Origin of the sequence: Pedobacter sp. KBW06 (genome assembly GCF_003852525.1) — a bacterium.
Taxonomy (GTDB): Bacteria; Bacteroidota; Bacteroidia; order Sphingobacteriales; family Sphingobacteriaceae; genus Pedobacter.
Window position 1 is genome coordinate 2,322,197 of sequence record NZ_QAJL01000001.1, and the last position, 22,330, is coordinate 2,344,526.

The following is a 22,330-nucleotide window of genomic DNA, read 5'->3' on the forward strand; positions in this document are numbered from 1 at the left end:
GTATACTACATGTTACGGTCACCGTTATTTATCATAGAAAATGGGAATCATTATTCGTCAAGCCATTAAAAGCTCAATTGTCACCTATATCGGGGTGTTAATCGGTACGCTAAACTTCCTGTTCCTATTTAACAGATTCCTCAGCACCGAACAGCTGGGGTTTTATACGACCATTTCAAGTTTTCCTCTTATATATGCCAGTTTTGCTAATCTGGGCACCTCATATGTTGGAATTCGCTTTTTTAACCGGTTTTCAAGTACTGAAAATAAACACAATGGCTTTTTGGGTTATATGCTAATTGCCCCATTGGTTGGCTTTAGTTTATTCATTTTAATATACTCGCTTGGGCAGGACCTATTTCAAAAACTCTATTTTAAACACTCCCCCCTACTGGTAAAGTATTATTGGTATTTTCCCCTAATCACTTTTGCTTTGATCTATATGACCAATCTGGAAGCCTATAGCAGGGTACATTTACGCATTGTTATTCCCACCATGTTACGTGAAGTTTTTCTAAAGGCATCCAATTCCATACTGGCATTGCTATTCGGTTTTCATTACATTACCTTCGATCAGCTATTATACGGCATTGCTTTCGCGTATTTTCTAAATGTTTGTTTTTTGTTGATATACATAAAGGTATTAGGGAGACTATATCTTGATCTGGATTTCTCATTTCTTAGCAAACCTATATTTAAAGAAATGTACAGGTATGGGCTTTGGACAATTTTAGGTGGCGTAACCGCTACCCTTCTGATCAATATAGAGCAAACGATGTTGCCTGCATACCAAGGGGGATTGAACAGTACCGCTATATTTTTCATTGCTGCTAATATTGGTATAATAATTACAATACCAAGAAACGCCGTTGCATCGATCAGCGATCCTCTACTGGCAGCCTCATGGAAAGCGAATAATCTCGCTCATGTTCATCAGATCTATCAAAAATCTGCACTGAATCTATTTATAATCGGCAGTCTTTTATTTTTAGCCGTCTGGGTAAATATAGATGCCATATTTATGATCATACCGAACTCTGACATTTATAGTCTGGGTAAATTTGTAGTGTTGATGGTGGGAATAAATAGTGTATTTGATATGGCAACGGGTCTGAACTCCGAGATTCTAAGGAATTCCAGTTTATATCGATATGATCTGGTTATTTATATTACTCGTTTTATGCTCTTAATGGCTGCCAATTTAATCTTTATTCCACTTTACAGCTACAATGGTGCTGCCTTTTCCCTACTCATTTCAGGGGTGCTTTACAATTTGAGCAAATTTTATTTTATAAAGCAGAAACTTGGGATCCAACCTTTTAGCTATTCCACTCTTAAAGTCCTCTTACTGGGGCTTGCTGCTTACGGGATCGTCTTGTTAATTCCTAATCTTAATGATTCATTCTGGGGTATCATTCTTGGCATTTGTATTAAATCCTTAGCCATCTTAACCATATACGGAATAGGAGTCTTATTTTTTGATATTTCCCAGGATATCAGTAAAGCCGTCAGATCAGTACTAAGAACAAAACCAATCTAGTGGTCCCGTTCCTGATACTGGGTTAAGATTTTGACATCATATTTCCCATATAAATGAAATACTTTTTTATGAAAAAAGAATAGCCTTTCTTATTAAAATCCAGACAGGAATACATAAAAAATTAATCTCATTAATCCATTAAGAAAATCACTATTATTTTATTTAGTTTTACGACATGTTGATACAGGACTTAATTAAACAATCAAAAAAGTTGGGCTGGGATAAGATGATTTACCGATTATTTAGCTGGTGGCAAAAGGCACTTACGATAACGTTACTATTGCTGGTTATTGCCTCCCTAGTTTATGTTATTTTTTGCAGCATTCAAGATATTAAGAGTTGGTCATTCTACCTCTCGGTACTGGGATTCTTCTTCCTTTTTTTTGTCGGGACGTTTATAGTGATGAAGATCTCGGATACCAAGTGGAAAGTTCTGGAGCGGAAATTTCAACATACTCACAGTATCAGCAGGCCTGTAAGCTCTTATGAGCTCCGCTTAGATAGCATCAAATCAGTGTTTATTCGTCATGACTGTTTAAACAGAGAAGATATCGCTTTTGTTATAGGTGGTTTAAAATATCAGGCTTCTATCCCCTTATACCGTTACAAAATATTCAAATTTTCCTATGCAATATTCTTCGTTATTCTGGGCATGTCTTTAAAATCCTACAATGCAAAACAAGACATGAAAATTGTAGATCTCTGGACTGATTTTCTGCACTATGTATTACTATTAGGTGGCTTGAGCCTTATTGTAGGACTACTTGAGAGGGCAGTAGTAAGAGATTATTATATGTCCTGGATGAGGGATAAATATAATGTAGAATTGATACGGTATCTCGAGGAGATTTCCCTTGGTATAAAGAAACCGGTAACAGAGGGCTAGTCGTTCAAGATTTGGGTTGAATCAGGATTAGCTTATAATAATTACCTTCTTTTCCATAACTAGGGGCAAACTTATAGTTCCTTTTTTCAAATCCAGATGAAAGGCTCTGCTGTTCTATTCTGGATAGTTTTACCGATCTGCTTTTCATGGCTAAAAGGTTGCAGAGGTAATCTTTTGTAAGGATATACATTTCCAGGTTAAAAATACAATCATCTGTTGCCGTTATTTCATGCTTGAGCAGTATTCGCTTTAATGCTGAACAATTCAGATCAGTAAACTTTTCTATTTCACTAATACTCAATCCAACCAGCTCCCTTGCAATATCAGCAGCTTCTTTTAGCCCTTTATCCGGCATGGTGGATAGCTGAACATTATTATTTTTACGTGTGTAAGCTGCAGGAAGCTGATCTACAGAAATACCTTGTTTGAAGGCGGTAAAACACTCCTTAAAGTAAAGTTGAACTTTCAGTTTTCTAATTTGAAATATAATGTCAATTTCAAGTTTATCCAGATTATAGTATCTACTGGAATTTTTGAGACGTATGATCAATAGATCGACTTTCTCAGTCGTATTGATTGGGAGGAGATCGTTATATTCCATAACCAAAAATCAGTGGTTAAATCATCTTTATTAAGCAAAGTCCTTCTGGCCATTGCTTAACTAATTTAATAAATTCCGTGGAATTAACCCCCATGCGTGCAAAAAGAAAAGAATGCTGATATAACAAGAATTGCGAGATCTACATCATTAGCCGGATTTCCTTCTGAATTTAATTCTTTTTCTTTTCAATAAATAATTCATCTTCAAATCCCAAACCTGCAAAGTAGAGCTCATCGAATATCTGTTGGTTACCGGAATGAAAGGTAGCCATGCTATCCTCCATTTTCCCAAATTCCATAAATTTGGTTTTATTGGATAGAAAAGCACCACAAATATCCAGTTCATCGCTTGCATAAAGTCTGCCATGTAATTGTTCACGGATGAGTAGAAAGTCTATCAATTGGGTAACGGGGTGACTATAACATTTTCTAAGGGCAAGAAGAAAAGTCTCCAGGTCGTCAATATACACGGACCATGGAAAATGAAAATCTTCCTGTTTTTGCAGCATCAGCTTTAAATCCGTCTGAATGGGTCCAAAGCGTTCCAATGTAACTACAATAGAGAATACCTTAGTATACTTTGCCGGATCAACCAACTGATATGGCTGTTCTTTTTTGTAAAGGTAAAAAGGTTCGTTTTCATAGAATTTATTCTCTACACGCAGGCACTGCTGGTAACCATATTGAATTGAGGAATCAAAATCATCCTTTATTCTTGAATATCCCTTGATCGAGTCACGAAATGGTTCTTTAAATTTTGAGGCTTTAATTTCGATGATCAAAGCCAGGTTCCGCGATAGGATCAAAATATCCTGCTCAGTATTAGTTTCTACATGATATCCGGTGTGGTAAAAGGCCTGGGAGTCATTTTTAAAGAATGTTTTAAAAATATCTTCAGTTTTTATCTCCAAAGTTCTGTCTCTGTGTTTACGAATTTTATCCCCCCTCTTAGGGTCCAGCTGCAAATGTTTATATAGAAAATTACTCATTGCCAGAGGCAGTTGCTTTTGATAGGCGAACAAGTATTCACCGGACGGGAGCTTAATGATCGGTTTTTCGTCCAAAGGGTTTCCCTGAGCAAAAAAAAGAAAGCGATCATTTGGTTTGGGGTCCAGTACAAAGATTTCCAGGAAACGGTCAATCTTTTCTTCAGCAAATGCAGAACAGTATTCCTCTCTTGTAAATTTAAAGGAATCATGGCTACTGATCATGAAGTTATCCAATCCACGTTTAACATCGGGGGGTAAAGCTGCTAACCGGCCAGCAAGATCATGGTGTTTCTCACCGGAAAGAAATTGTCCGAATGCCGGATCCTGTTGAAATTCCCTTTGTCTTTTATATTTTTCAGCACCAACAAACTCAGAGAAGCGGTACAGCCTGATCAAAAATTGTGTATTAAAACCAAAGTCCTTTTCAATCACCTCATCATAAGGTGTAAATATCCGCTTCAGACGGTCCAGATCCTGCTCTACATAATTTAGTACTCCATTTTCAAAGTAAGTATGAAAAGAAACATTATGAATTACCTTTTTCAGAACATCCTCATTATCCCCCAGTTCCCCTAAACCAATATCGCGATAGCAGTCTTTAATCGAGCGAAGGTCTTTCGCCCAGCTTTTAAGCTCCTGTTCTTTCATCCAGAAATCTTCTGTACCCCTGTTCTGGGCGGTAACATTCAAAGCCATGAGGTAAAGAAAATCTTTCAACCGGGATTGAAACTGACTGATTACCTCTCCCCCGGATTTATATCGAATAAAATAGCAAAAGAAGCCCACAAAGCTTTCTACATCAAAAGCACTTACCTCCTTTTTTAGCTGAAGGCTTAAGGCCTGCAATTTTTCATCGAGTATTTCCATGATCCAATTATGAAGGGTTATGGAGAAACTTATAAATCCTTTCATATTCCTGCTCATCGATCAGTCTAGGATTCACCTGATCGTAACCAAAATCATAAGGAAATACATCTAATAAATCCGGAGCATTCAATTTGACATAATAACCATAATAACTAATGATATCCTTATAGACTCCGATTAATCTATAGGTATCTTTTTCCAGCAATTTTGAATAGCGTTTTTCAGAAACAGATTCTTTGGTATGAATCGTCTGATTGCGGAGCTTCAATAATTTACGAAAATCCTCCCACCAAACAGCCTGCTGTGGATCTGGCGTAGAAAGGATATCTTTTAAAAGAATTTTCAATTTATCTGATAAGTTATATTCCTCTGTTGCTTTTTTGGTTATTCTTTTCCCATTTTTTGCCAAATAAGGATGCCCCTTAGCAACCATCATATTGATAAAAGCCTCAAGGGCAGTAAAAGAAAAAATAAGAGCGGTGGTTATTAACTCAAAATAATCCAAATACTTCTTCTGCTTGTCCATAGTGGGGAAAGTATGGTGATTATATTCATTACGATCCAAGATATATTCATCGAAGAAAACCTGCGCTTCTTTTAAATTTCTATCACAGATTTTAGCATATATACTGACATCGTTAGGCCTTATCATAAGAACAGATCGATCATCAAACTTTAGCACCCAATCATCGCTAAAAATATGCTTTTTAGAAAAATCGTCCTGGTAAAGCAAAATATCGGGTTTTCTTGCTCTGGGATCATTGTTTTCTTTATAGCGTTGATTAAGTTCACCGGTAACTTCGGCTAAAGGATCTACGACATTCCATTTATCATCTTCATAACTCAGATAATAAATCTTCTGTTTGGATACATAACAAGCCTTGAGCGAATTCACCAACACTTGATTGGTACCTGATGTCCATTCATGAATCGCTACGAATGCCTCACGAACACTATCCATCCAGTTTTCCAAGCTGTTATCCGATAACTGAAAGAGCAGTGTATTTTCATGTTCATCCAAATAATAAATAGAAAATACGGCGCTACGAATGCTATCCTGTGAGCTAAAATATCCAACGAATACAGCAAATAAAGTCTCCAGGTTTTCCATAAACACGCCGAACTCTGTACTCTGTTTCTGGGAGTGGAACTCCATAAATTTTTTACTGATGTAAAAGCTCAGGTTAGAAGGATTGCCAATTAATCCATTTTCAGGAAACAAATCACGAGCCCACATTAAAATCTCAATACTAATTCCGGTGTTGCACATCGGTACCTGAAGCTTCTGCTCAGCAAAAAGGAGGTAGGTTTGATTTGGAGAAGCGATACCAATATCTCCGGTAAGTTTAGGCCATTTCATAAGTTATGGATTTAAATTCAGTTCATTGCAGCAGTACAACTCAAATTAAGCAAAATAATTTCCATAAAGAGATCCATCATTAAAAAAAACGACATAAATCATACAATTATCATTATCTATCAAGAGGTTATATAAATAACAATGGAGACCTACTGATGACCATTTTTCAGCTGTTCCCACCGCCTACTGACCCATCGGCAGTGCATAAAAAGTGGAAACATTCGTTGTCGTTTTTTCTCAGATTGGCATTAAGTACTTTCAGGGATACTAATTTAAATGATATGCAAACACAAAATTCTTACGACCGTTCATTTTTATATGAAAATTTTATGAGAAGAGCTTTCCGTACAGGAAGAGATTTTTCAAAAGGAATTGATGGCTCACATTATCAGCAATTGGAAAGGATTTCTAACGGAACTTCATTAATCCGAACCAGTTATGCCAAACAGATGCAAAAGATTAAAAACTACCTATCAAAAGGAATTCAGAAAGTATTAAAATGGAAACTGACCGATCAGGAAAGGTCAAGAATAATTTTCTATGCTTCACAGATCGAAAGTACGGAATATGAAGACACGTTATATGTATCCATTGAAGGTTTGATTAATGTTACAGCACGGTTTAAAGAATAACGACAGTTATCCTATTAAAAAAACAATTCACAAACAAGGCAGAACTAAATTTGGTTACCTGGTGAATTGTTTTTTTATATTTAAATTATATCAATTAATGCCCTCATTTACACACCACCATAAGTGTGCCGCTAGTCACTGCAAGCAAAACTAAGCCTCCAGGTAGCTAAAGAAAGGGTTCTAAAAAATATGGCTATGAAAAAGACATTTAAAATCATCCAATTGGATCCCAAGGAGTTGCGTCATGAAGCAGGAAATTTCCCAATACAATCACAGGTACCATTTGGTCCACGATTTAATACTAAGCAAGAAGCAGAGGACTGGCTTGCAAAGAAGCTCAACATTAACAAGAGTTACATGATATTAGAAATCTACAGTTTATAAAACACTTTAAGGTTTTAATAAAAAATGATTAAGATTAAGGTCCCGTTACCGCCTGAGCTATCAAGATCAAAAAAATAATCTTGAGCAGCAAATTAACTCCTATGGAGCAATTGAGTAAGAGAATACCGGCACGAAAAAAGAATCCAATGATGTTTGGATACCGGATATGTATTATTGCAAATAAGAACGTCCTTCATCTTTTACTCCGAAGAACCAGTCATATAGAACTTCAGGTATTCAAAAGCACACGCAAACAGAGGAGTATCTTTGTGTTTTTTCATGATCTTCAACTCGGCCATAATTACCGGATCCTCTCCATAGTTTTCCATAAAATATTTAATTCCACCGACATCATGGTCCTCATATAGCTTCGAAAATTCATACCCCAAATCAAAAACCGTGTTAAATCGGCTAAATTCCTCATCAATAATTTCAGATGGATCAGTCACTTCACAAAACTCAAAAAAAGGTAGTTCCAGCTCTGGCTCAGTCGCCGTTTTTGCACCCGGATTTATGATTTCATTGAGACATTCAATCGTTTCGTTAACACAATCTTTTAGCTCCTGTTTAAAAAGCTTCTTTAAAAACCCGTATCTCTCATGCTCTAAGCGCTTTTGCTCGCATTCCAAAAGAAATTCTTTGGTATAAGCCTCATTATGCCTGAAGATAATTTCAAAGCGATGCTCAGCAAGATCAATTACCTTTTCAAAAGGTATGGTATCTATTAATGATGAGAAGCCAATAAGCTTTTTTTGAAAATCCTTAAGTATTTTAAAGATACGCTTCCAGATCAGGTCCAGATAGTGATCTAAAAAATCAAAATGCCTGGCAAGAATATCAGCCCAAGCAAATGTCATGGTTTTTCCCTGAAAGCGGCTTTCATTCTTATAAAGCACATACTTAATCTCTGAATTAGAAAATCCCCGACCAAAAAACACGGAAGAAATAAATTGGTTGTTACGTCTTCTGATAGGGTGGCCAATAAGTTCATTTCTAATGTCCCTGTTAATTTTTTTGTAGTCCCCCGAGCTTTTCTGCATTTTAAAAACAATCAATAATTCATCTATCAAATCCTGATGGGTATACAAGGTTTGAAGCACACCAATGGCATTAAAAACATTTTTCATCGCGTCATTGGTGTTACCAGCTTCGTTCATGAATTCAAGCGTATCGCGCAAATAAATAAAGACATCAGCAAGGTAATTATTTTGGATTTCCTCAGTGAAATTTATTTCACTGTTACAGGCTTTATATTCCAGAAAATAACGCATCCAGATATCCGAGATATTTTTAATTCTGCCCTGTATTTTAGTAATGCGTTCTGTCATATTGTATGATAAATCCGGGGAATAAAAAAACAAAGGCTGCCGGAGTGTTCCGGCAGCCTTTGTTAAAGCAGTTATAGACTTATTTGGTCTCTTTGTTTTTCAGTTCAGTAACTTCTGCGCGCCCTGCCTGAGCCAGCACTTTAATTTCCTGATAAGCTTTACGAAGACGAGTTCCGGCAGCTTTGTTTCCTTTTTCGTGGAAAGCAGTTGCATCAGCTTCAGTAGCTGCAACAAGGTCTTTTAGTTTTTGAAATGTTGACATAAAATAGGGTTTAGAATGTGAATGTATAAATAATTAGGTGAATTAAAAACGGATTAGATAGACATTCCTTCAGTTTGAGTTATATCTTTATCTTTTTTTGCATTCAACTGCCTGAAAGTGTTTTGCTCCTTACCAGGAACTATCTTATTTTGCTTTTGATAGTCTTCCCTTTTTACAGAGGTGCCATCAGGTTGATAAAAGTTGATGTTATAAAAACGAGGCATAGCTTCAATATGCAGCTTTTGTTCCAGTCCTGATTTATCGACTGCTGTAATTAAGGGCCGTTCTCCATCCTTAAGATCAGCTATCAAGGCTTCAAACTTTTCAGGAGTATTCAGTTCTTTGATATTGTAAGTCTGTAATTCTTTTTCCAGGTTAAACCCATACCCTTCACTATACTGATTAATTTTCAGATTCCCATAGTTGTCCCTGGGTTCATTTAGCTTATAAGTATTCCAGGCCTCGTATTGTTTTCCTAAACGACTAACCAGGTCATCTCTATAGGCAGCTCCATCCTGAAGCATATTGGCACTTTGCTTTAAATTAAAGCCCAAACCTTTGTTCACATAGACTGTATTGGTTAGAGGTTCGTTAAGCTCAAACTTAAACTCCTTGTTGGTATAGTTCACCTTTCCCTCGTTTACAGTTGCGATTAAAACAGCATCTTTAATACTTTTACCGATCATCAGTTCAGCATTATTCTCTCTGTTTTTGAAGTCTCTGATCGCCTGAACAGGACTTTGATAATGTTTGATTGCTTTTACTCCATTTTCCTGAGCGGGAGAAACGATCATATAACTTTTACCTTCTTCAAGTGGCCTAGCTTTACTTAAAGCCAGATCATACTTATTAAAGTAATAGTAATCTGATTTCGCTGAGCATTTGACATGTAGGGTCGCTTCAAGATAGCCTTGACGGGAAGGTAGTTGTCCGGTGACTTCAATTTTTACCAGCCCCTGATCCATTAATTCTTCCACCTGCCTGGCCATCTGTTCAGGCACTTTAAGGGCTTTTACTTCGGCCCTAAAATCTTCTAAACTGTTTCTGTTCATAAGCTTTACATCTTTTATAGTTAGCTGATATGCAGAGAATGTCCCTGTTTTCGATGTTTTATTTTTTTGACTGGCACAATAGCCTTTTCAAGTCTTTGAGTGGATTTTTTTTTCAGGCTGAGCATTTGGGGGTCAATCAACTGATGATCCTTATCACGGATAGTGATTTGTTTATTCTTAGGGTCTGCCTGCAGGTAAGAAAGCTCCCCAGAGGGCATCCTCACTGTGACTTGCTCTCCCTGCCCCATTGCCCTAAAGACACGCTCAAGGAGCAACTCCGGCTGTTTTAGCGTTTGGGAGAGGCTTTCCAACTCCTTTTTTAAATTAAATTGATGATCAAGCTCCATTAACATTAATTTTCCTCGCAACCCCGGAACATCATTATTAACCTGAATCCAGGTAGCAGCAGAATCGCCATTATTGTGCAAACCTTTCAGCAATACTGCCCGGCCCTGCATCAGATTCAGGGCCTGTCTTATATTAATCCCAGAGTCTGTTTTAAAATCACAGGATTGCTCCTTACCAGGGGGGTTCAGGTTCTTTACTGTGGCACTATAGCTATTAAATTGATAATGACCAGCCAGATTCTTTTGTAAATGAAGGCGAACATCCAGGCTGTAGTTTTCCCGGTAACTGGTATTGAGGTCAATCTGGATTTCATTACGTTGATAATCCAGGTGCTTCTCCAGGTCCGGCATTTTTCCTTGCAGGCCTTGTAAAGAAAATGCCTGGTACAATACCTGAATGTTATCCGCTTTCATTTTACGCATCCTGCTTAACTCAACAGGACGGTCAAAACCCACTGACTTTATCCTTCTGAACAAACGCAATAGCGGATTAGGATATAGCTTTTTTTCGAGCACAGCTACCGCTTTTTTTATTAAATCAAGGACCAGTTGTTCATCCACTGAGTTCCCCCCAGAGATCCTTAGTAAACCATTTCGTAGAAAATTATGTTTCTGTCTATCCAGGCCAGCAAGCACCGCATCGCCACTGAAAACCTCCTGTAACATTTTTTGCTTTTCTTCCCAGTTTTGCCACAGCAATACCGCCCTGTTTACTTCCCCGTTCATTTTACTTTCTCCTTATCGTATTGTCCCGCAATAGCAGCGGATAACCGGCCTTTAATTTCTGCTTAATACGTCTAAGCTTTTTGGTAAAAAGGGATTTGGCCGCATCTATTCCAGCTCCAGCGAGCTGCGTGGTTAAGCCTTGATCAAATCCGGGAAGGCTGATACTTCCCATTGCCTCAATAGTACCTCCGTTTAGCGCCTCGGTCAATAGTACCTCTGGAGCATTGATTCCAGCCATAGCATCCCGTTGATCAAAGACTGTCAGATTCACCGGAATGATAGAGTTTCCCAAGCGAACATTTTTAATTTCCAGATTCAACCGCTGGTTGCTGAACGCTGCCAGTCCAAATATCAAATGGCCCTTTGGAATCAATTGACCGTTGATTCTGACGGTATCCAAAATCTTTAACTTCACCACCGCCCCCTCTATCACTTTCTGGTTTTCAGCAATGATTGCTGGAATCGCTTTAAAAAGGCTATCAGTTGCAAAAGGCAACGATTTCTGAAGGCGTTGCTTTTTCAGCTCAGGGTGCTGAATGTCCATGATCTTATCCATCATTGAATTGAGCTGACTAATCTCAGGGTCTATCGTATCAGAAGGCTGCTGTATGCTGCGTATCAGGCTTTCCAGGCGATTGACATCTGTTGACATGCCTGGCCTAACAGGCACAGGGCTTCTTAGGGGTTCAGTAAAATTCGGCTGAACCTGGTAAGGTGTATTAATTTCCCTATTGATCGCGGACAGCTTTTCATTGATTTGTTTAGTCTGGGGATCATCAGGTAACCTAAAGTTATATTTCCCTACCACCGCATCCAGTTGCTGATGATTCGCATCTGAAGAATCTTTTAGTTTAAGGTTGTAGATGGCCATCTTATCCAGCGGATCCGTCGTGCTAAACTGCGCATCGGGCAAGGAAGTATTGATTCCTTTTTCAAAGGCAGTGGTTTGTTGCCTGGGCTCTTTACCTCCACCCAGCGCATAGAAGCCAAGGGCCAGAAAAGGTAAAATCAATAAGGGTAGCAGCAGCAAGCCCCTATGTTTATCAATCTGTTGTTTCATATTGTCAATGTTTTAGTATTCGGTTATTTAAAGGCAGAAGTCAAAAGGCAGATCAGGTAGCTTGCCGATATTCCGCAAAATAAGATCAGTAGCGAAAGCCAGGCTCTAGCTGAAAGATGAGTTGTCTTCTGGTTCAGAAAATCTGCCACTTTACGTTGCAGATTTAAGATTTCAAGTGCTATTTTTTCTGCGCTACGTTGTTGAGCTGCATTCAGACTCAGCGTTTTCTTTTTTTTGAAAAAATTCATGCTATAATGCTTTATGATTCAAATCGGTATTTACCAGGGTTTCCCACTTCTGGATTAGAAAACCATGGGGATTGTTGTCCGTCTGGGTTTTTATGTCCCGAACCTGTCCCTGAGTGATCAGTTTCCTTTTCAGGGTGCTTGTGGAACGCACCAGTTTTTGAGTGGCATAAAAGACAAAGGGGTAAGGATATTGATTCAAGTCAACCCTGATGCTATCTATTTCAATGTCCTGAGAGATGTTTGCCGAGATCAGATTGTTATAATAGCCAGACTCTTTGAGGTTATCGTACTGCTTTTTAGCAGATTCATCAGCCAAGTACAAAGCTTTAGCGATTGTCGCCTGGATAGCCTTATCGTCAGGACTCAGGTCAAAAAAATACTGATGAAAAGTTTTGATATGATCTTTCAGCTCCACCTGAAGATTAACCTTTCTGTCCAGAGCAACTGCTTCCAGCACCTTTCCGTTAAACAGGATATGTACCCGGCTTTGGGCAGTGCTCACCATATCATAGCTCTTATAAATACAAAAGCACATCACCAAAGCATTGGCAAGAATCAAAAAAAGGCTGAATCGCTTGATGTGCTGAAAAGCGGTATCTATATTTTTTAATTGTGTAAACATATTGGCAGCAGTTAAAGTTATTTTTGGTGAATTGTAAATGTCTTGGTTCTTTTAAGAACCCTTCCCTGAGACCTTATCTTTAAAATAATCCTGTCCTGATGCCTCCGCCATTCCCTGATTTAAATTCCTGCGTGCGTTATCAAAGCTATCGGTAACCATTCCTGCGGCCCCTTGCGCTCCGGAAAAGGCAACACCGGATCCACCGGCAATGATCGAATTCACCTTTTGCATCATGGCATTTCCGCCACCTGCATGGATGATGTAGTTTGCCACGTTGGGAACCGTAAAATATCCGATAATGCCAATTACCATGAACACCAAATACGCGGTATCCGTTGTACTGAAAAAAGTGTCTCCTTGTTGAGCGATCTGTGCAATATCAATTTTGAGCATATTCTGCTGAATCTTGCCTAGGATACTACCAAAAATATTAGCCACCGGGAGCCACATAAAAATATTCACATACCTTGCCAACCACACTGTCAGGGTATGTTGAAATCCATCAAATACAGCAAAACCAAATACCAATGGTCCCAACATAGCCATAACGATCAAATAGAAAGTACGGATGGTATTGATGCAAAGGGCTGCGGCAGCAAATAACACCTGAAGTATTTCGCTCATCCATTGTTTGACGGTATTTCTGAAATTATATGACTGCTTGTCCATCCAAAATTTCACGTCATTTCCCAGACCTTCGAAAATTCCTTCACGATCACTACCCGAATCGCGGGGATGGGTAAACTTATACCACTTTTCCCGGTCACCACTTCCATTTTCGCCTACATACATCTCCCACTGCGGGCTTTTGTTTACGGCAATTTCCTTTTTTTTGAGCAGTGTTAAAATCGCCTTATCACTATCCTTCACCATCATTGCTGTACCACTTACCACGGGCTCCAGCACCCCGTTAATCACCCCAATGACTGTTGGGAACAGCACAATTGCCATTCCCAAGGCAAAAGGTCGCATTAAAGGATAAAAGTCTACTGCTTCTGCAGCTGCAATCTGCCGCCATACCCTGGAAGAAATGTACCATAATGCTCCAAAGCCTGCAAGACCACGGGCCACACCAATCAGTCTAGCACAAAGGGGCAACATTTCATTGTAGACATTATCCAGCACAGGTTGTAATCCACTTATCGAACCGGCCATAGCACTCCCCTGTGCTAGCGAAATACAAGGCAAAAGCAAGCCCAGAACCACCAAATTGGCGGTTATTATCATAAATCTGTTCATGTTTTTTTAATTTAGTTTATACCATCTCTGTAAGGCGGAGCTCTCCGTCTTTTCCTTATTCCGTTGCTGGCTAAGCATCTCTGTTTTTTGATTAAAAGCCCGGAGAAAAATGAGCTTATCCTGAATAACCTCAAAAACCTTGTCAATGGCTTGCAGACGTTCATCATCGCTCATACGTAATTTGTTTGCTGTGATGACCATTGCAAGCTGATCCAAGCCCTGCATACTACGTCCAAGCAGCTCGGAATAGACACTGATAAAATAGTCAAGTTCAGTAACGGTAAAGTTCCCTGAGGCATTAAAATGGCGAAGAGCCGACTTATATTCAGCAACCAGGTTTTTCTGGGCGATAATGATGTCTGCAATTTTACGGTACTTTTTCACCTCCGGACTCACAAGCATCATACCATCAAGAAACAGCTCATGTAAAGAGAAGTTACCACGTGCAATATTGCTCACCGCCTGGTATCCCTGAGAAACCACCTGGTAACCTTTTTTCATATCCGAGAGAATATTTTTTAACTGGCTAAGTTTTTCTACATTCAACAGCAACTGCTGGGCCTCCTGAGATTGGGAGAAAGACCATTTTGCCATGCAGCAAAATAAGATTATTAAAACTATCCTGATCATACATTAGGGGATTAGATTAAACCAATGGATTAATTCTTCAGTTTCCTTTTGCTCATTCTGCCTCATACGGATAAATTGTGCCAGGTTATTGCAAAAGCTTTGGGCGAAGGCAGACCTATCCAGCATACTTTGATAGATTCTATCGAGTCTTTGCAAACGCTGGTCATCAGTCATTTCCAATTTAGCAGAGCTGATGGTCAGCAGCAGCTGCTGTAAGTCATCAAGACAACCCGCAACCACATTACCGCTGACTTCAGTGAGATAGGCTAAGTGTTCGGCCCCGAGTATGTGCTTGCCTTTAATTCCTCCAAAGGCCTTAATTATGGCCAATTGCAAAATGATGATCTCTCCTACCCGTGCATCATTACGCAAAGCCGGACTGACCTGCTTTAAAGAAGTGATGAAAAGATTATGCAGTTTAAATTCACCATTTGTGATGTCTTTAACCGTTTGCAATCCTGAATCTACAATCTGATATCCTTTATATGCATAATCCGCATAGACTTGCAAAGCAGCAATCTGCTGCAATAAGTATTTCTTCTGAGTTTTTTTCTGTTTAAACCATTCTGCCCAGCTCTGAGCTTTTGCTTTGCCAAAAAAGCCGGCCATGCAAATCAGGAAAAAAAAACAACATCTTCTAATTGACATCATACATCTGTTTTAAGGTTTTAATTTCAAATCCGGACTTTGCTCTCTGTATAGAAAGGACGATATTCTGCTGGTTAAATTCCTTTAAATCAGTATAATTCTGCTCCATCTGATCAGTAGCAGCATCAATCAGCTCCAGTCTTTTGGCATCAGCCATCTGAGTCTTAAAAGAGTTGATCACTACAAATACCTGATCCAGATTTTTAATGCTGGCATCTAAAATCCCCCTATATACTTCCTCCATAGTCAGCAGTTCAGTTGCGCTAAAATGCTTGTCCTTTTTGAACAGGCCGATAGCCCATTTATACTCCTGAACGATCGCTGCCTGAATCTGAGCCAGCTCTTTGATCCGTTTATAGGTCGAGATTAGCGATTTGACTTCCCAGAGTTTCTGATAATAATCAGCATACAACTGACGCTGTCGCTCTGTCCAATCGGAGATCTCTGATAGTTTGAACTTCGACAATTGATTCTCAATCACCTTCTGCGCATTCTGTAACCAGATTGTCTGATTTTGGAGCCTCTGAACTTTGAGGTCAACGGCACGAATGACTTTTTTAACTCCTGCTTTGATGACTTCCACGAAAGCCAGCTGCGCATTTGCACCCGAGGGCAAGGCAACCAGCAAAACCATGGCACTAAAGGGCAGGACAACCATATAGGTTCTCATATATTGCTTAATTGTTTTCATGAATAAATTTGTTATTTCAAGCGTTCGTACTTCTGCTCTCTCACTGTTAAGGTTCCTTTAGCCGTATTAAAAAAAATAGTGTTGCCATGGCGGCATTCTGAGATACTGTTATGAAGGTCGTCATACTCTCCAGACCAAAATTCTGATTTGTGTTTTGTTTTAGCAGTTTCATCGTTGAACTTAAAACCTGTATTATGATAGATTTTGTAACGTAGCCGATGGTCGTGCACTACCTTAAAGGTATCAGCAATGAAGCCCATTTTAGTTGCTCTGCAGTCCACATAGGTACCTGCAATCCCAGGTATAATATCTGTTTGACAAGCCATCGGCCAGACAGCAGACCATAAACAGAAAAACACCTTTAATTTTAATAAATGATTCATTTTCCAGTTATTTTATAAGATTAAATTTTCATTCCCTGAAGAATTTCCGCAGCCAGTATGCTAACTCCTCTCTCCACACCGCCATAACGGGATGCATATTCCTGAACTTTCAGCTTTTCTCTTTCTTCGGTGGTATATACCAGGTACTCCTCTAAAGAGAGTTCATTACGGTAAACATGCAGACACTGGCTTCCCTGATCCAATAATAACTCCCGATAAGATTTTCCCGGCTCATTTGCCCTGTTGAGTGAAAGCAATAATGTTTTTGCCTTATCAGATAAACCCAACGCTTCCTGAAGCTTGTCAAACTTATTCATGAATTTGCGCATGTCCAGCAGCAACTTGGTATCAGAAAGGTTGATTACCGTCTCCTTAATGATTGGGGAGCTGATTAAATCATCCACTTCCTGAGTAATCAGAGCGGCAATTCCGTTAAATTTCCTGACTGTTTTATAGAGGTACTTAATGAAATCGGCCATACCAGATTTTGCTATTGCGATCCAGGCTTCATCAATTGCCAGAATCTTGCGTTTACCTTTGAGTTTGCGCATTTTGGAGATGAACATTTCCATGATGATAATGGTCACAACAGGGAATAAAATCTCATGGTTCTTGATGTTATCCATCTCGAAAACAATAAATCGTTCGTTCAAGAGGTCGAGGTTCTGTGTAGCATTTAGCAGGTAATCAAATTCACCACCTTTGTAGTAGGGATTTAAGACATATAAAAAATTCTGTATGTCAAAATCCTTTTCTTTCACTTTACCATCTCTAAGTACAACCAGATATTCCAGCATCAAAAAATCATAGAAGGTATTAAAGCAGGCTTTTATCTCCGGGTGGGCATCCAGGTGTGCGTAATACATGGTAATTGCAACGGATATTGCCACATATTCTGACCGATTATAGCTTTCATCTTCTTTCTTCCACAAAGCGATCAGCAATGTTTTCAGGCTTTCTTTCTTTTCAATGTCCAGGGTGTCATCCTTAGCGATAAAGAAAGGGTTAAAACAAATCGGATCCTGTTCGGTGTAGGTAAAATAATAGCCACCAACCAACTCGCACAAGCCCTTGTAGCTTCCACCAATATCAATGGTCACACAATAAGTACCTTCATCATACAGCGTGCGAAGCAGGTGATTCATGGCTAATGACTTACCTGCTCCACTACCGCCACAGACAAATAGATTACGGTTAGTGATCAGCCCTGATTTCATCGGATTGTCAAAGAGGTCGATGTAGAGTGGTCTTCCTGAGCTGCGTTCTCCCAGACGCAGGCCCCGAGGGTCAGATCTGCCGTTGCTCTCCATATTGAAAAAGCAGGCTGCCTGCTGGACAAAAGTATCAAAAGTATCATTTAGGGGGAAGTCTGCCTGATTGCCCGGCATTCCGGCAAACCAAATCTGAGGTGCGCCATCGGTTTCCAGCTTACATACCGCATCCATAGCAGCCATTGCCGAACCGACCTTGTTTTTTATTTCCGACAACTCGGAAGAGTCCGCTGACCATGCAAGTATATTAAAACTTGCTTTTACAGGTAGTTTAAGGGTAACCACTGCCTCATTTAAAAATTCGTTGCATGCATCCCGGCTGATCGCATTCTCCCGGGAATAGGCCGATAAAGAATGTAGGCGTAGTTTCTTTGCTTCCAGTTGTTTAATTGTTTTGCGGGGATCGGTGATAAATACATACTGGTTATAAATGTGTTCGCAGTCCAAAAGCAGCCCCAAAGGTGAGGCAAAGCCAATACTATAGGTTGTCCGATCGGTTGAATACTTATCATAATTCATCCTTGGACCACAAAAGGAAGGAAGATCTACCGCATCTGAAAGCGTATAAAGTTCACATTGTTTCTCCCCTACACGAATATTATCTTTAATATGGATATCTCTGATCAGTGACTTTTGGCCAGGTTTGAGTAAAAAACAATATTTTTCTATAATACCTGGAACATTTGCAGTTCCTGCGAGCTCATCATCGATTAGCCTGGTTAATGCAAGCACACCACTATCCAACAGGATGCGCTCAAATTGTCCGCAGGAAGACAAAAAGCCTGCAAACAATTTTTCGTCCCGAAGTAAGACCGGCGTAATGGATTTACGCAGGATATTAGAATAAGCAGATGACGACAGCTTTCTACCCTGAGGCTGCTGGGTCAAGAACACATAACATTCGTGTTGAAGAAATAGCCGGTCTTTAAAACATCGTTCTCCAGTTCTTGCCAGGGCAGTCTGCTCCATCTTTTTGATCTCATCGCCTACTTTGTTCCTCGTAAACCAGTCTGCTTTATGCAATACCGTTCCGACAGACAGTACCCGAATCGCTTTCACGAAAGCCTGATGAAGGTGCTCGAAGTCCTGATCAGACTGCGTTCCTGATTCGGGCAAAGTCATGCGGTAGGCAATGGTCATGTCTCCATGCATAGAAATCATGGCATTATTTTCCACTTTCCAGATCGGCAGTATTTTTTCAATTTCGATCATACCAAGCCCTTTCCGAGCGAATAGCTCCCGTTTTTAATTCTATGAAAACACGTCTTGATCTGAATCTGATATATTTCGGTAATCCACGTTTAGCAATAAACTTACCTAGGCCGTGTACGCCGAAACGTTTAGAAAGCCTTGTGACTACAAAGAAAAGAGCTATGCCTAAGCCAAAGGTTAGCGGTAGAATCAGCGCAAAAGAGACGCCTGAAATATATAACAAGGCAAAACCAATCAGCAAGAGGCCCAAGCCAGCCACCAGATATGCGATATACTGACCGTGCAAGCCCCGAAACTCAATTGGTTTATTTATTCCTTTATTGATTTGATAGATTAAACTCATCTTCTTTTTATTTTTATACTCAAATTTGATTTGGAGCGGAGGTGACCTGAACCTGATTGACCTATACCCCGAAAAACGATTTCAGCACCGTAGCCACCACCACCAGGAAAATACAGGACCCAAACCAGGCCGAAGCAACTTTACTGGTATCAGGCTCCCCTCCATTCCATTTATTGAACACTTTTACTGCGCCGACAAGCCCTACAACAGCTCCAATTGCGTACATCAGGTCACAACCGGCATCAAAGTAATTAGTCACCTGATTTGTAGCCTGCTGTATACCTGCCTTTCCATCCTGAGCCTTTGCAGCAATACTGTTAAGAATATTGCAAAGAATAAGCGCGACTGGAATTAGTTTATAATTAGAGCGTATCTTTTCCTTGTTACTCTGTGAGTTCTTTTTCATATAAATGATTTGTTTTTGTTTCCTCAATCAGCGATTTTACCTGTCGCTATTATCTGTTTGGGAAGGAACTTAAAGCAAGTTCATTATAGTCCGAGTAGCCGTTTCTGCTTAATCCCAGAGAGCAACAAGCTCAGCACTGGTTAACTCAAAGGGAAGGTGTTCCGTGATGAACTCATTCAAGCTTGTATCCACCGGACTGAGCTCAGGATATTTGCTACGGAGAAGGGTAAACAAAGCAAAGAAGTCTTCTTTACTACCTCCCTGCTGCTGTAAAATCCCACAAATAGCTTTAATTTCATCCAGAGGGGCATTTACGGGCCGTTTATTCGTTGATGGGGCGAAAGAAAACTCCTCCGCCTCCAGCAACTCCACCCCTTCTCTGCCTTTTGTTTTCCCCATCAGCTCCGGCTGCTGAAGTTCATCCACATCATTCTGCCATCTATGCGTCAATGGTGAGACATGGTCAGGTGGTCTCCCCGTTATCAAATTCAGGGTTCGTCTTCGATAAAACAACAGCACAACGCCGGCATACCAAAGCAAACTCAAAACTACTGCAGCAAGGAAGAAATCCTGCCATGAGAAGCCTTTTAACATCGTTATTTTACTTTTGCCCGCTGCACCATTGCAGCGGGATTTAAAAGCAAATTTTCAAAAGCCTGAGGCAGGCTCATCACTAGTAGAGAAAAATAAATCCGCAAGGGCTATAATGCATCGTCCTGATCCATATATTCAATCAATACCTGTTGCATCAATTCCATAAAATGTGTTCTACTCAACCGCTTTCTTCGGCGAATTTCACGTAACCGATTTGCGGGAATACCAATTTGTACGCCAAAGCTTTCTTCCAGCCACCTGAAGATCTCAGCGAGTCCAGCTTTCTGATCATTCAATTGTTTAGACAAATAAATACCATAGCCCAATTCTACCAGGTTAATGATCTCTCCGGTCCAGTCAAACCATTTCTTTCCTTGTGTGGCCAGACCTGCTGAGGCTTGCTTCTGTTCAAGTATCATCAATTCATTCAAAATATACTCCTGCAGCATTTCATATGCAATGAATTGCGAAAACAGGTAATCACAACAGGTTGAGAATTCAGAATCAAGTTCCGGGATTACCGGCAAGAGTAAAGTCTGAGGAGTAGTACCCCTCAAAAAAAAGATTTCATCCAAGTCGGTGAAACCTGCTCTAAAATATTCATAGTGAAAAACATGTTGTTTAAAAAATCGGGAAATAAAAGCCAGTTCCTCCAGATAAAATTCACGCAACATTTCGCGGGTTCCTACCGGCATCTGCTGAGTCATTGTAAACTGAGCCACCTGAAAGATCTTCAGCGCATAAAATTCGGGTTTTTCAAATTTAAAGAAGTAGATCTCTTCAAACTTATCTTTAAAGGCCACCGCACTGATGTGCTGTCGGACTTCAGTCAGAAAGTCATTAATTAAACACATAGACTCATTGAACTTTTCTACCGGACTCAACTGATCTAGTCCAGTAATTACCTTTAACCTGCCACGGAGTTCACGGAAGGCTTGTTTGAGGGTAGTCTTTCTCATATGAAATATAGTTTAGATAAAATCCTGTAGCCACCTGTTCACTGGTGATTGTCTGTCACAACTACATGGATAAGAAGCGTTTGATTTTCGATTTACGTTATTGCCAAAATTGGGCAGAAGCTCCTCAGAAGGAAATAGGGTAACTACCTTATTTTATAATTTTAGGGTATTCACCCTAGAATTATAAACATTCTATTCTGCAACTTGCGTGCAATGGAAAACAGGGAAATTCCTACTCTTACACCCACTTCACATGCTACGGGCAGGAATTAAAAATAAAAAATCTAAAAGCAAACAAACCCGACATTATTTAATATTAATTCACAATTAAAACCAATAAATGTTAAAAAATGTAAATAAAGTTAATTATGTTAAATTGTTTGAAATAAAAAAAATCACCCTACAATTTTGGACCATGAAAAAATGGAAATTTTTAATGATGCTTGTTATAGGAATAGCAGGCTCAACAAACTTAAAGGCCCAAGAGCCATCAAAACCGGAAAGCTCCTTACAGATTGCTCCTTTTGCAGGATTTAACCTTGATAAAAAAACCTTTGTATATGGAGGAGAATTGAGTTATGAATACCGGTTTAACAACCGCTGGAGTCTAACCGCAGGAGCGATGATTTCTACGGGCAGCAAAGACAACCCGAAAAAATTCAATGGGCCTGATTTCTCATTAAAGCCAAATCACATACGGGTTATTGAATATGGACTTAATCTGGGAGCAAAATATTACATCGGGAACTTCTATCTGGCAGCAGGATTTGGAATCGGCAGAAATAGTCAAAAATTGACCTATCCGGGGTCAGTTAGCCCTGATGGCCTTAGACAAGAAGGAAAATACTTAACAAACGGGTTATTTCAAAGCTATGGTATAGGGTACCAAATTCCGTTAAAAAACAAAAGTAGTCTAGAGATATTCATGAAAGCTTACGGAACCCGTGATTTGAATGTGGCTACCGGTATACGTTTTTCATTTGGCCTGGGGAAAAAACAAACCAGGAAATAGAATCGGAACACTCAAGATCCCTTCGTTCTCTATAGCGGC

The 22,330-nt window shown here is 39.6% G+C and carries 25 protein-coding genes; 5 read left to right on the top strand and 20 right to left on the bottom strand.

Annotation, left to right across the window (positions count from 1 at the left end):
- The first annotated feature begins 40 nt into the window (after positions 1–40).
- Complete coding sequence (locus DBR43_RS09540; protein WP_124580097.1) at positions 41–1,540, top strand: polysaccharide biosynthesis C-terminal domain-containing protein; 1,500 nt, start codon at positions 41–43, stop codon at positions 1,538–1,540.
- Positions 1,541–1,943: 403 nt separating this feature from the next.
- The gene (locus DBR43_RS09545; RefSeq protein ID WP_124580099.1) at positions 1,944–2,426 is read left to right on the top strand and encodes a hypothetical protein; all 483 of its coding nucleotides are present in this window, start codon (positions 1,944–1,946) and stop codon (positions 2,424–2,426) included.
- Between the two features lie 4 nt (positions 2,427–2,430).
- Here the strand turns inward: DBR43_RS09545 and DBR43_RS09550 are convergent, their stop codons facing one another.
- From DBR43_RS09550 to DBR43_RS09560, 3 genes are all read right to left on the bottom strand, one after another.
- Positions 2,431–3,027 carry a hypothetical protein gene (locus DBR43_RS09550; protein WP_124580101.1) on the bottom strand — a complete coding sequence of 199 codons (597 nt, stop codon included), beginning with the start codon at positions 3,025–3,027 and terminating at the stop codon, positions 2,431–2,433.
- A 169-nt stretch (positions 3,028–3,196) separates the two neighbouring features.
- Positions 3,197–4,882 (bottom strand): hypothetical protein, encoded by a 1,686-nt coding sequence (locus DBR43_RS09555; protein WP_124580103.1) that lies wholly within the window; start codon positions 4,880–4,882, stop codon positions 3,197–3,199.
- A gap of 7 nt (positions 4,883–4,889) precedes the next feature.
- On the bottom strand, positions 4,890–6,242 hold the full coding sequence (locus tag DBR43_RS09560; RefSeq protein ID WP_124580105.1) for a hypothetical protein: 1,353 nt from the start codon (positions 6,240–6,242) through the stop codon (positions 4,890–4,892).
- A gap of 281 nt (positions 6,243–6,523) precedes the next feature.
- On the opposite strand from DBR43_RS09560, the gene DBR43_RS09565 reads away from it, so the two are divergent.
- Together DBR43_RS09565 and DBR43_RS09570 are read left to right on the top strand one after the other, a co-directional pair.
- Positions 6,524–6,874, top strand: a complete 351-nt coding sequence (locus DBR43_RS09565; protein WP_124580107.1) for a hypothetical protein — start codon at positions 6,524–6,526, stop codon at positions 6,872–6,874.
- Between the two features lie 195 nt (positions 6,875–7,069).
- Positions 7,070–7,258: a hypothetical protein gene (locus DBR43_RS09570; protein WP_124580109.1), complete on the top strand. Its 189-nt coding sequence runs from the start codon at positions 7,070–7,072 to the stop codon at positions 7,256–7,258.
- Between the two features lie 200 nt (positions 7,259–7,458).
- Here DBR43_RS09570 and DBR43_RS09575 read toward each other — a convergent pair whose 3' ends face one another.
- The 17 genes from DBR43_RS09575 to DBR43_RS09655 form a co-directional block, all read right to left on the bottom strand.
- Positions 7,459–8,586, bottom strand: coding sequence for a hypothetical protein (locus DBR43_RS09575; RefSeq protein WP_124580111.1), 1,128 nt, complete (start codon positions 8,584–8,586; stop codon positions 7,459–7,461).
- A 79-nt stretch (positions 8,587–8,665) separates the two neighbouring features.
- Complete coding sequence (locus tag DBR43_RS09580; RefSeq protein ID WP_124580113.1) at positions 8,666–8,848, bottom strand: histone H1; 183 nt, start codon at positions 8,846–8,848, stop codon at positions 8,666–8,668.
- A 53-nt stretch (positions 8,849–8,901) separates the two neighbouring features.
- Positions 8,902–9,900: a hypothetical protein gene (locus tag DBR43_RS09585; protein WP_124580115.1), complete on the bottom strand. Its 999-nt coding sequence runs from the start codon at positions 9,898–9,900 to the stop codon at positions 8,902–8,904.
- Positions 9,901–9,920: 20 nt separating this feature from the next.
- Positions 9,921–10,973: a hypothetical protein gene (locus DBR43_RS09590; protein WP_124580116.1), complete on the bottom strand. Its 1,053-nt coding sequence runs from the start codon at positions 10,971–10,973 to the stop codon at positions 9,921–9,923.
- Between the two features lies 1 nt (position 10,974).
- Positions 10,975–12,033, bottom strand: coding sequence for a conjugative transposon protein TraM (traM, locus tag DBR43_RS09595; protein WP_124580118.1), 1,059 nt, complete (start codon positions 12,031–12,033; stop codon positions 10,975–10,977).
- Positions 12,034–12,056: 23 nt separating this feature from the next.
- Complete coding sequence (locus DBR43_RS09600; protein WP_124580120.1) at positions 12,057–12,281, bottom strand: hypothetical protein; 225 nt, start codon at positions 12,279–12,281, stop codon at positions 12,057–12,059.
- A 1-nt stretch (position 12,282) separates the two neighbouring features.
- Positions 12,283–12,903 (bottom strand): conjugative transposon protein TraK, encoded by a 621-nt coding sequence (traK, locus tag DBR43_RS09605; protein ID WP_124580122.1) that lies wholly within the window; start codon positions 12,901–12,903, stop codon positions 12,283–12,285.
- Between the two features lie 51 nt (positions 12,904–12,954).
- Positions 12,955–14,142 (bottom strand): conjugative transposon protein TraJ, encoded by a 1,188-nt coding sequence (gene traJ, locus DBR43_RS09610; protein WP_124580124.1) that lies wholly within the window; start codon positions 14,140–14,142, stop codon positions 12,955–12,957.
- A gap of 6 nt (positions 14,143–14,148) precedes the next feature.
- Positions 14,149–14,736 (bottom strand): TerB family tellurite resistance protein, encoded by a 588-nt coding sequence (locus DBR43_RS09615; protein ID WP_233602920.1) that lies wholly within the window; start codon positions 14,734–14,736, stop codon positions 14,149–14,151.
- A gap of 39 nt (positions 14,737–14,775) precedes the next feature.
- On the bottom strand, positions 14,776–15,381 hold the full coding sequence (locus DBR43_RS09620) for a hypothetical protein (RefSeq protein ID WP_124580128.1): 606 nt from the start codon (positions 15,379–15,381) through the stop codon (positions 14,776–14,778).
- Positions 15,382–15,409: 28 nt separating this feature from the next.
- Entirely contained in the window at positions 15,410–16,111 is a 702-nt protein-coding gene (locus tag DBR43_RS09625; protein WP_124580130.1) for a conjugal transfer protein TraI, read from the bottom strand.
- An 11-nt stretch (positions 16,112–16,122) separates the two neighbouring features.
- A complete protein-coding gene (locus DBR43_RS09630; RefSeq protein WP_124580131.1) occupies positions 16,123–16,494 on the bottom strand; it encodes a hypothetical protein in 372 nt (123 codons plus the stop codon).
- A gap of 20 nt (positions 16,495–16,514) precedes the next feature.
- Positions 16,515–18,977: a TraG family conjugative transposon ATPase gene (locus DBR43_RS09635; RefSeq protein ID WP_124580132.1), complete on the bottom strand. Its 2,463-nt coding sequence runs from the start codon at positions 18,975–18,977 to the stop codon at positions 16,515–16,517.
- Positions 18,964–19,320 carry a DUF4133 domain-containing protein gene (locus DBR43_RS09640; protein WP_124580134.1) on the bottom strand — a complete coding sequence of 119 codons (357 nt, stop codon included), beginning with the start codon at positions 19,318–19,320 and terminating at the stop codon, positions 18,964–18,966. The genes DBR43_RS09635 and DBR43_RS09640 overlap by 14 nt, the downstream gene beginning before the upstream one ends.
- A gap of 61 nt (positions 19,321–19,381) precedes the next feature.
- Entirely contained in the window at positions 19,382–19,726 is a 345-nt protein-coding gene (locus tag DBR43_RS09645; protein ID WP_124580136.1) for a DUF4134 domain-containing protein, read from the bottom strand.
- 108 nt (positions 19,727–19,834) lie between these two features.
- Positions 19,835–20,320 (bottom strand): hypothetical protein, encoded by a 486-nt coding sequence (locus DBR43_RS09650; protein WP_158622469.1) that lies wholly within the window; start codon positions 20,318–20,320, stop codon positions 19,835–19,837.
- A gap of 107 nt (positions 20,321–20,427) precedes the next feature.
- The gene (locus tag DBR43_RS09655) at positions 20,428–21,279 is read right to left on the bottom strand and encodes an RteC domain-containing protein (protein ID WP_124580140.1); all 852 of its coding nucleotides are present in this window, start codon (positions 21,277–21,279) and stop codon (positions 20,428–20,430) included.
- 340 nt (positions 21,280–21,619) lie between these two features.
- On the opposite strand from DBR43_RS09655, the gene DBR43_RS09660 reads away from it, so the two are divergent.
- Complete coding sequence (locus DBR43_RS09660) at positions 21,620–22,291, top strand: outer membrane beta-barrel protein (protein WP_124580142.1); 672 nt, start codon at positions 21,620–21,622, stop codon at positions 22,289–22,291.
- The last annotated feature ends 39 nt before the right edge of the window (positions 22,292–22,330 follow it).

Excerpts from the sequence above, each read along its gene's own strand:
- DBR43_RS09540 (WP_124580097.1), top strand. The coding sequence starts at position 41 with ATGGGAATCATTATTCGTCAAGCCATTAAAAGCTCAATTGTCACCTAT.
- DBR43_RS09545 (WP_124580099.1), top strand. The coding sequence starts at position 1,944 with ATGAAGATCTCGGATACCAAGTGGAAAGTTCTGGAGCGGAAATTTCAA.
- DBR43_RS09550 (WP_124580101.1), bottom strand. The coding sequence starts at position 3,027 with ATGGAATATAACGATCTCCTCCCAATCAATACGACTGAGAAAGTCGAT.
- DBR43_RS09555 (WP_124580103.1), bottom strand. The coding sequence starts at position 4,882 with ATGGAAATACTCGATGAAAAATTGCAGGCCTTAAGCCTTCAGCTAAAA.
- DBR43_RS09560 (WP_124580105.1), bottom strand. The coding sequence starts at position 6,242 with ATGAAATGGCCTAAACTTACCGGAGATATTGGTATCGCTTCTCCAAAT.
- DBR43_RS09565 (WP_124580107.1), top strand. The coding sequence starts at position 6,524 with ATGCAAACACAAAATTCTTACGACCGTTCATTTTTATATGAAAATTTT.
- DBR43_RS09570 (WP_124580109.1), top strand. The coding sequence starts at position 7,070 with ATGAAAAAGACATTTAAAATCATCCAATTGGATCCCAAGGAGTTGCGT.
- DBR43_RS09575 (WP_124580111.1), bottom strand. The coding sequence starts at position 8,586 with ATGACAGAACGCATTACTAAAATACAGGGCAGAATTAAAAATATCTCG.
- DBR43_RS09580 (WP_124580113.1), bottom strand. The coding sequence starts at position 8,848 with ATGTCAACATTTCAAAAACTAAAAGACCTTGTTGCAGCTACTGAAGCT.
- DBR43_RS09585 (WP_124580115.1), bottom strand. The coding sequence starts at position 9,900 with ATGAACAGAAACAGTTTAGAAGATTTTAGGGCCGAAGTAAAAGCCCTT.
- DBR43_RS09590 (WP_124580116.1), bottom strand. The coding sequence starts at position 10,973 with ATGAACGGGGAAGTAAACAGGGCGGTATTGCTGTGGCAAAACTGGGAA.
- traM (WP_124580118.1), bottom strand. The coding sequence starts at position 12,033 with ATGAAACAACAGATTGATAAACATAGGGGCTTGCTGCTGCTACCCTTA.
- DBR43_RS09600 (WP_124580120.1), bottom strand. The coding sequence starts at position 12,281 with ATGAATTTTTTCAAAAAAAAGAAAACGCTGAGTCTGAATGCAGCTCAA.
- traK (WP_124580122.1), bottom strand. The coding sequence starts at position 12,903 with ATGTTTACACAATTAAAAAATATAGATACCGCTTTTCAGCACATCAAG.
- traJ (WP_124580124.1), bottom strand. The coding sequence starts at position 14,142 with ATGAACAGATTTATGATAATAACCGCCAATTTGGTGGTTCTGGGCTTG.
- DBR43_RS09615 (WP_233602920.1), bottom strand. The coding sequence starts at position 14,736 with ATGGCAAAATGGTCTTTCTCCCAATCTCAGGAGGCCCAGCAGTTGCTG.
- DBR43_RS09620 (WP_124580128.1), bottom strand. The coding sequence starts at position 15,381 with ATGGCCGGCTTTTTTGGCAAAGCAAAAGCTCAGAGCTGGGCAGAATGG.
- DBR43_RS09625 (WP_124580130.1), bottom strand. The coding sequence starts at position 16,111 with ATGAAAACAATTAAGCAATATATGAGAACCTATATGGTTGTCCTGCCC.
- DBR43_RS09630 (WP_124580131.1), bottom strand. The coding sequence starts at position 16,494 with ATGAATCATTTATTAAAATTAAAGGTGTTTTTCTGTTTATGGTCTGCT.
- DBR43_RS09635 (WP_124580132.1), bottom strand. The coding sequence starts at position 18,977 with ATGATCGAAATTGAAAAAATACTGCCGATCTGGAAAGTGGAAAATAAT.
- DBR43_RS09640 (WP_124580134.1), bottom strand. The coding sequence starts at position 19,320 with ATGAGTTTAATCTATCAAATCAATAAAGGAATAAATAAACCAATTGAG.
- DBR43_RS09645 (WP_124580136.1), bottom strand. The coding sequence starts at position 19,726 with ATGAAAAAGAACTCACAGAGTAACAAGGAAAAGATACGCTCTAATTAT.
- DBR43_RS09650 (WP_158622469.1), bottom strand. The coding sequence starts at position 20,320 with ATGTTAAAAGGCTTCTCATGGCAGGATTTCTTCCTTGCTGCAGTAGTT.
- DBR43_RS09655 (WP_124580140.1), bottom strand. The coding sequence starts at position 21,279 with ATGAGAAAGACTACCCTCAAACAAGCCTTCCGTGAACTCCGTGGCAGG.
- DBR43_RS09660 (WP_124580142.1), top strand. The coding sequence starts at position 21,620 with ATGTTAAAAAATGTAAATAAAGTTAATTATGTTAAATTGTTTGAAATA.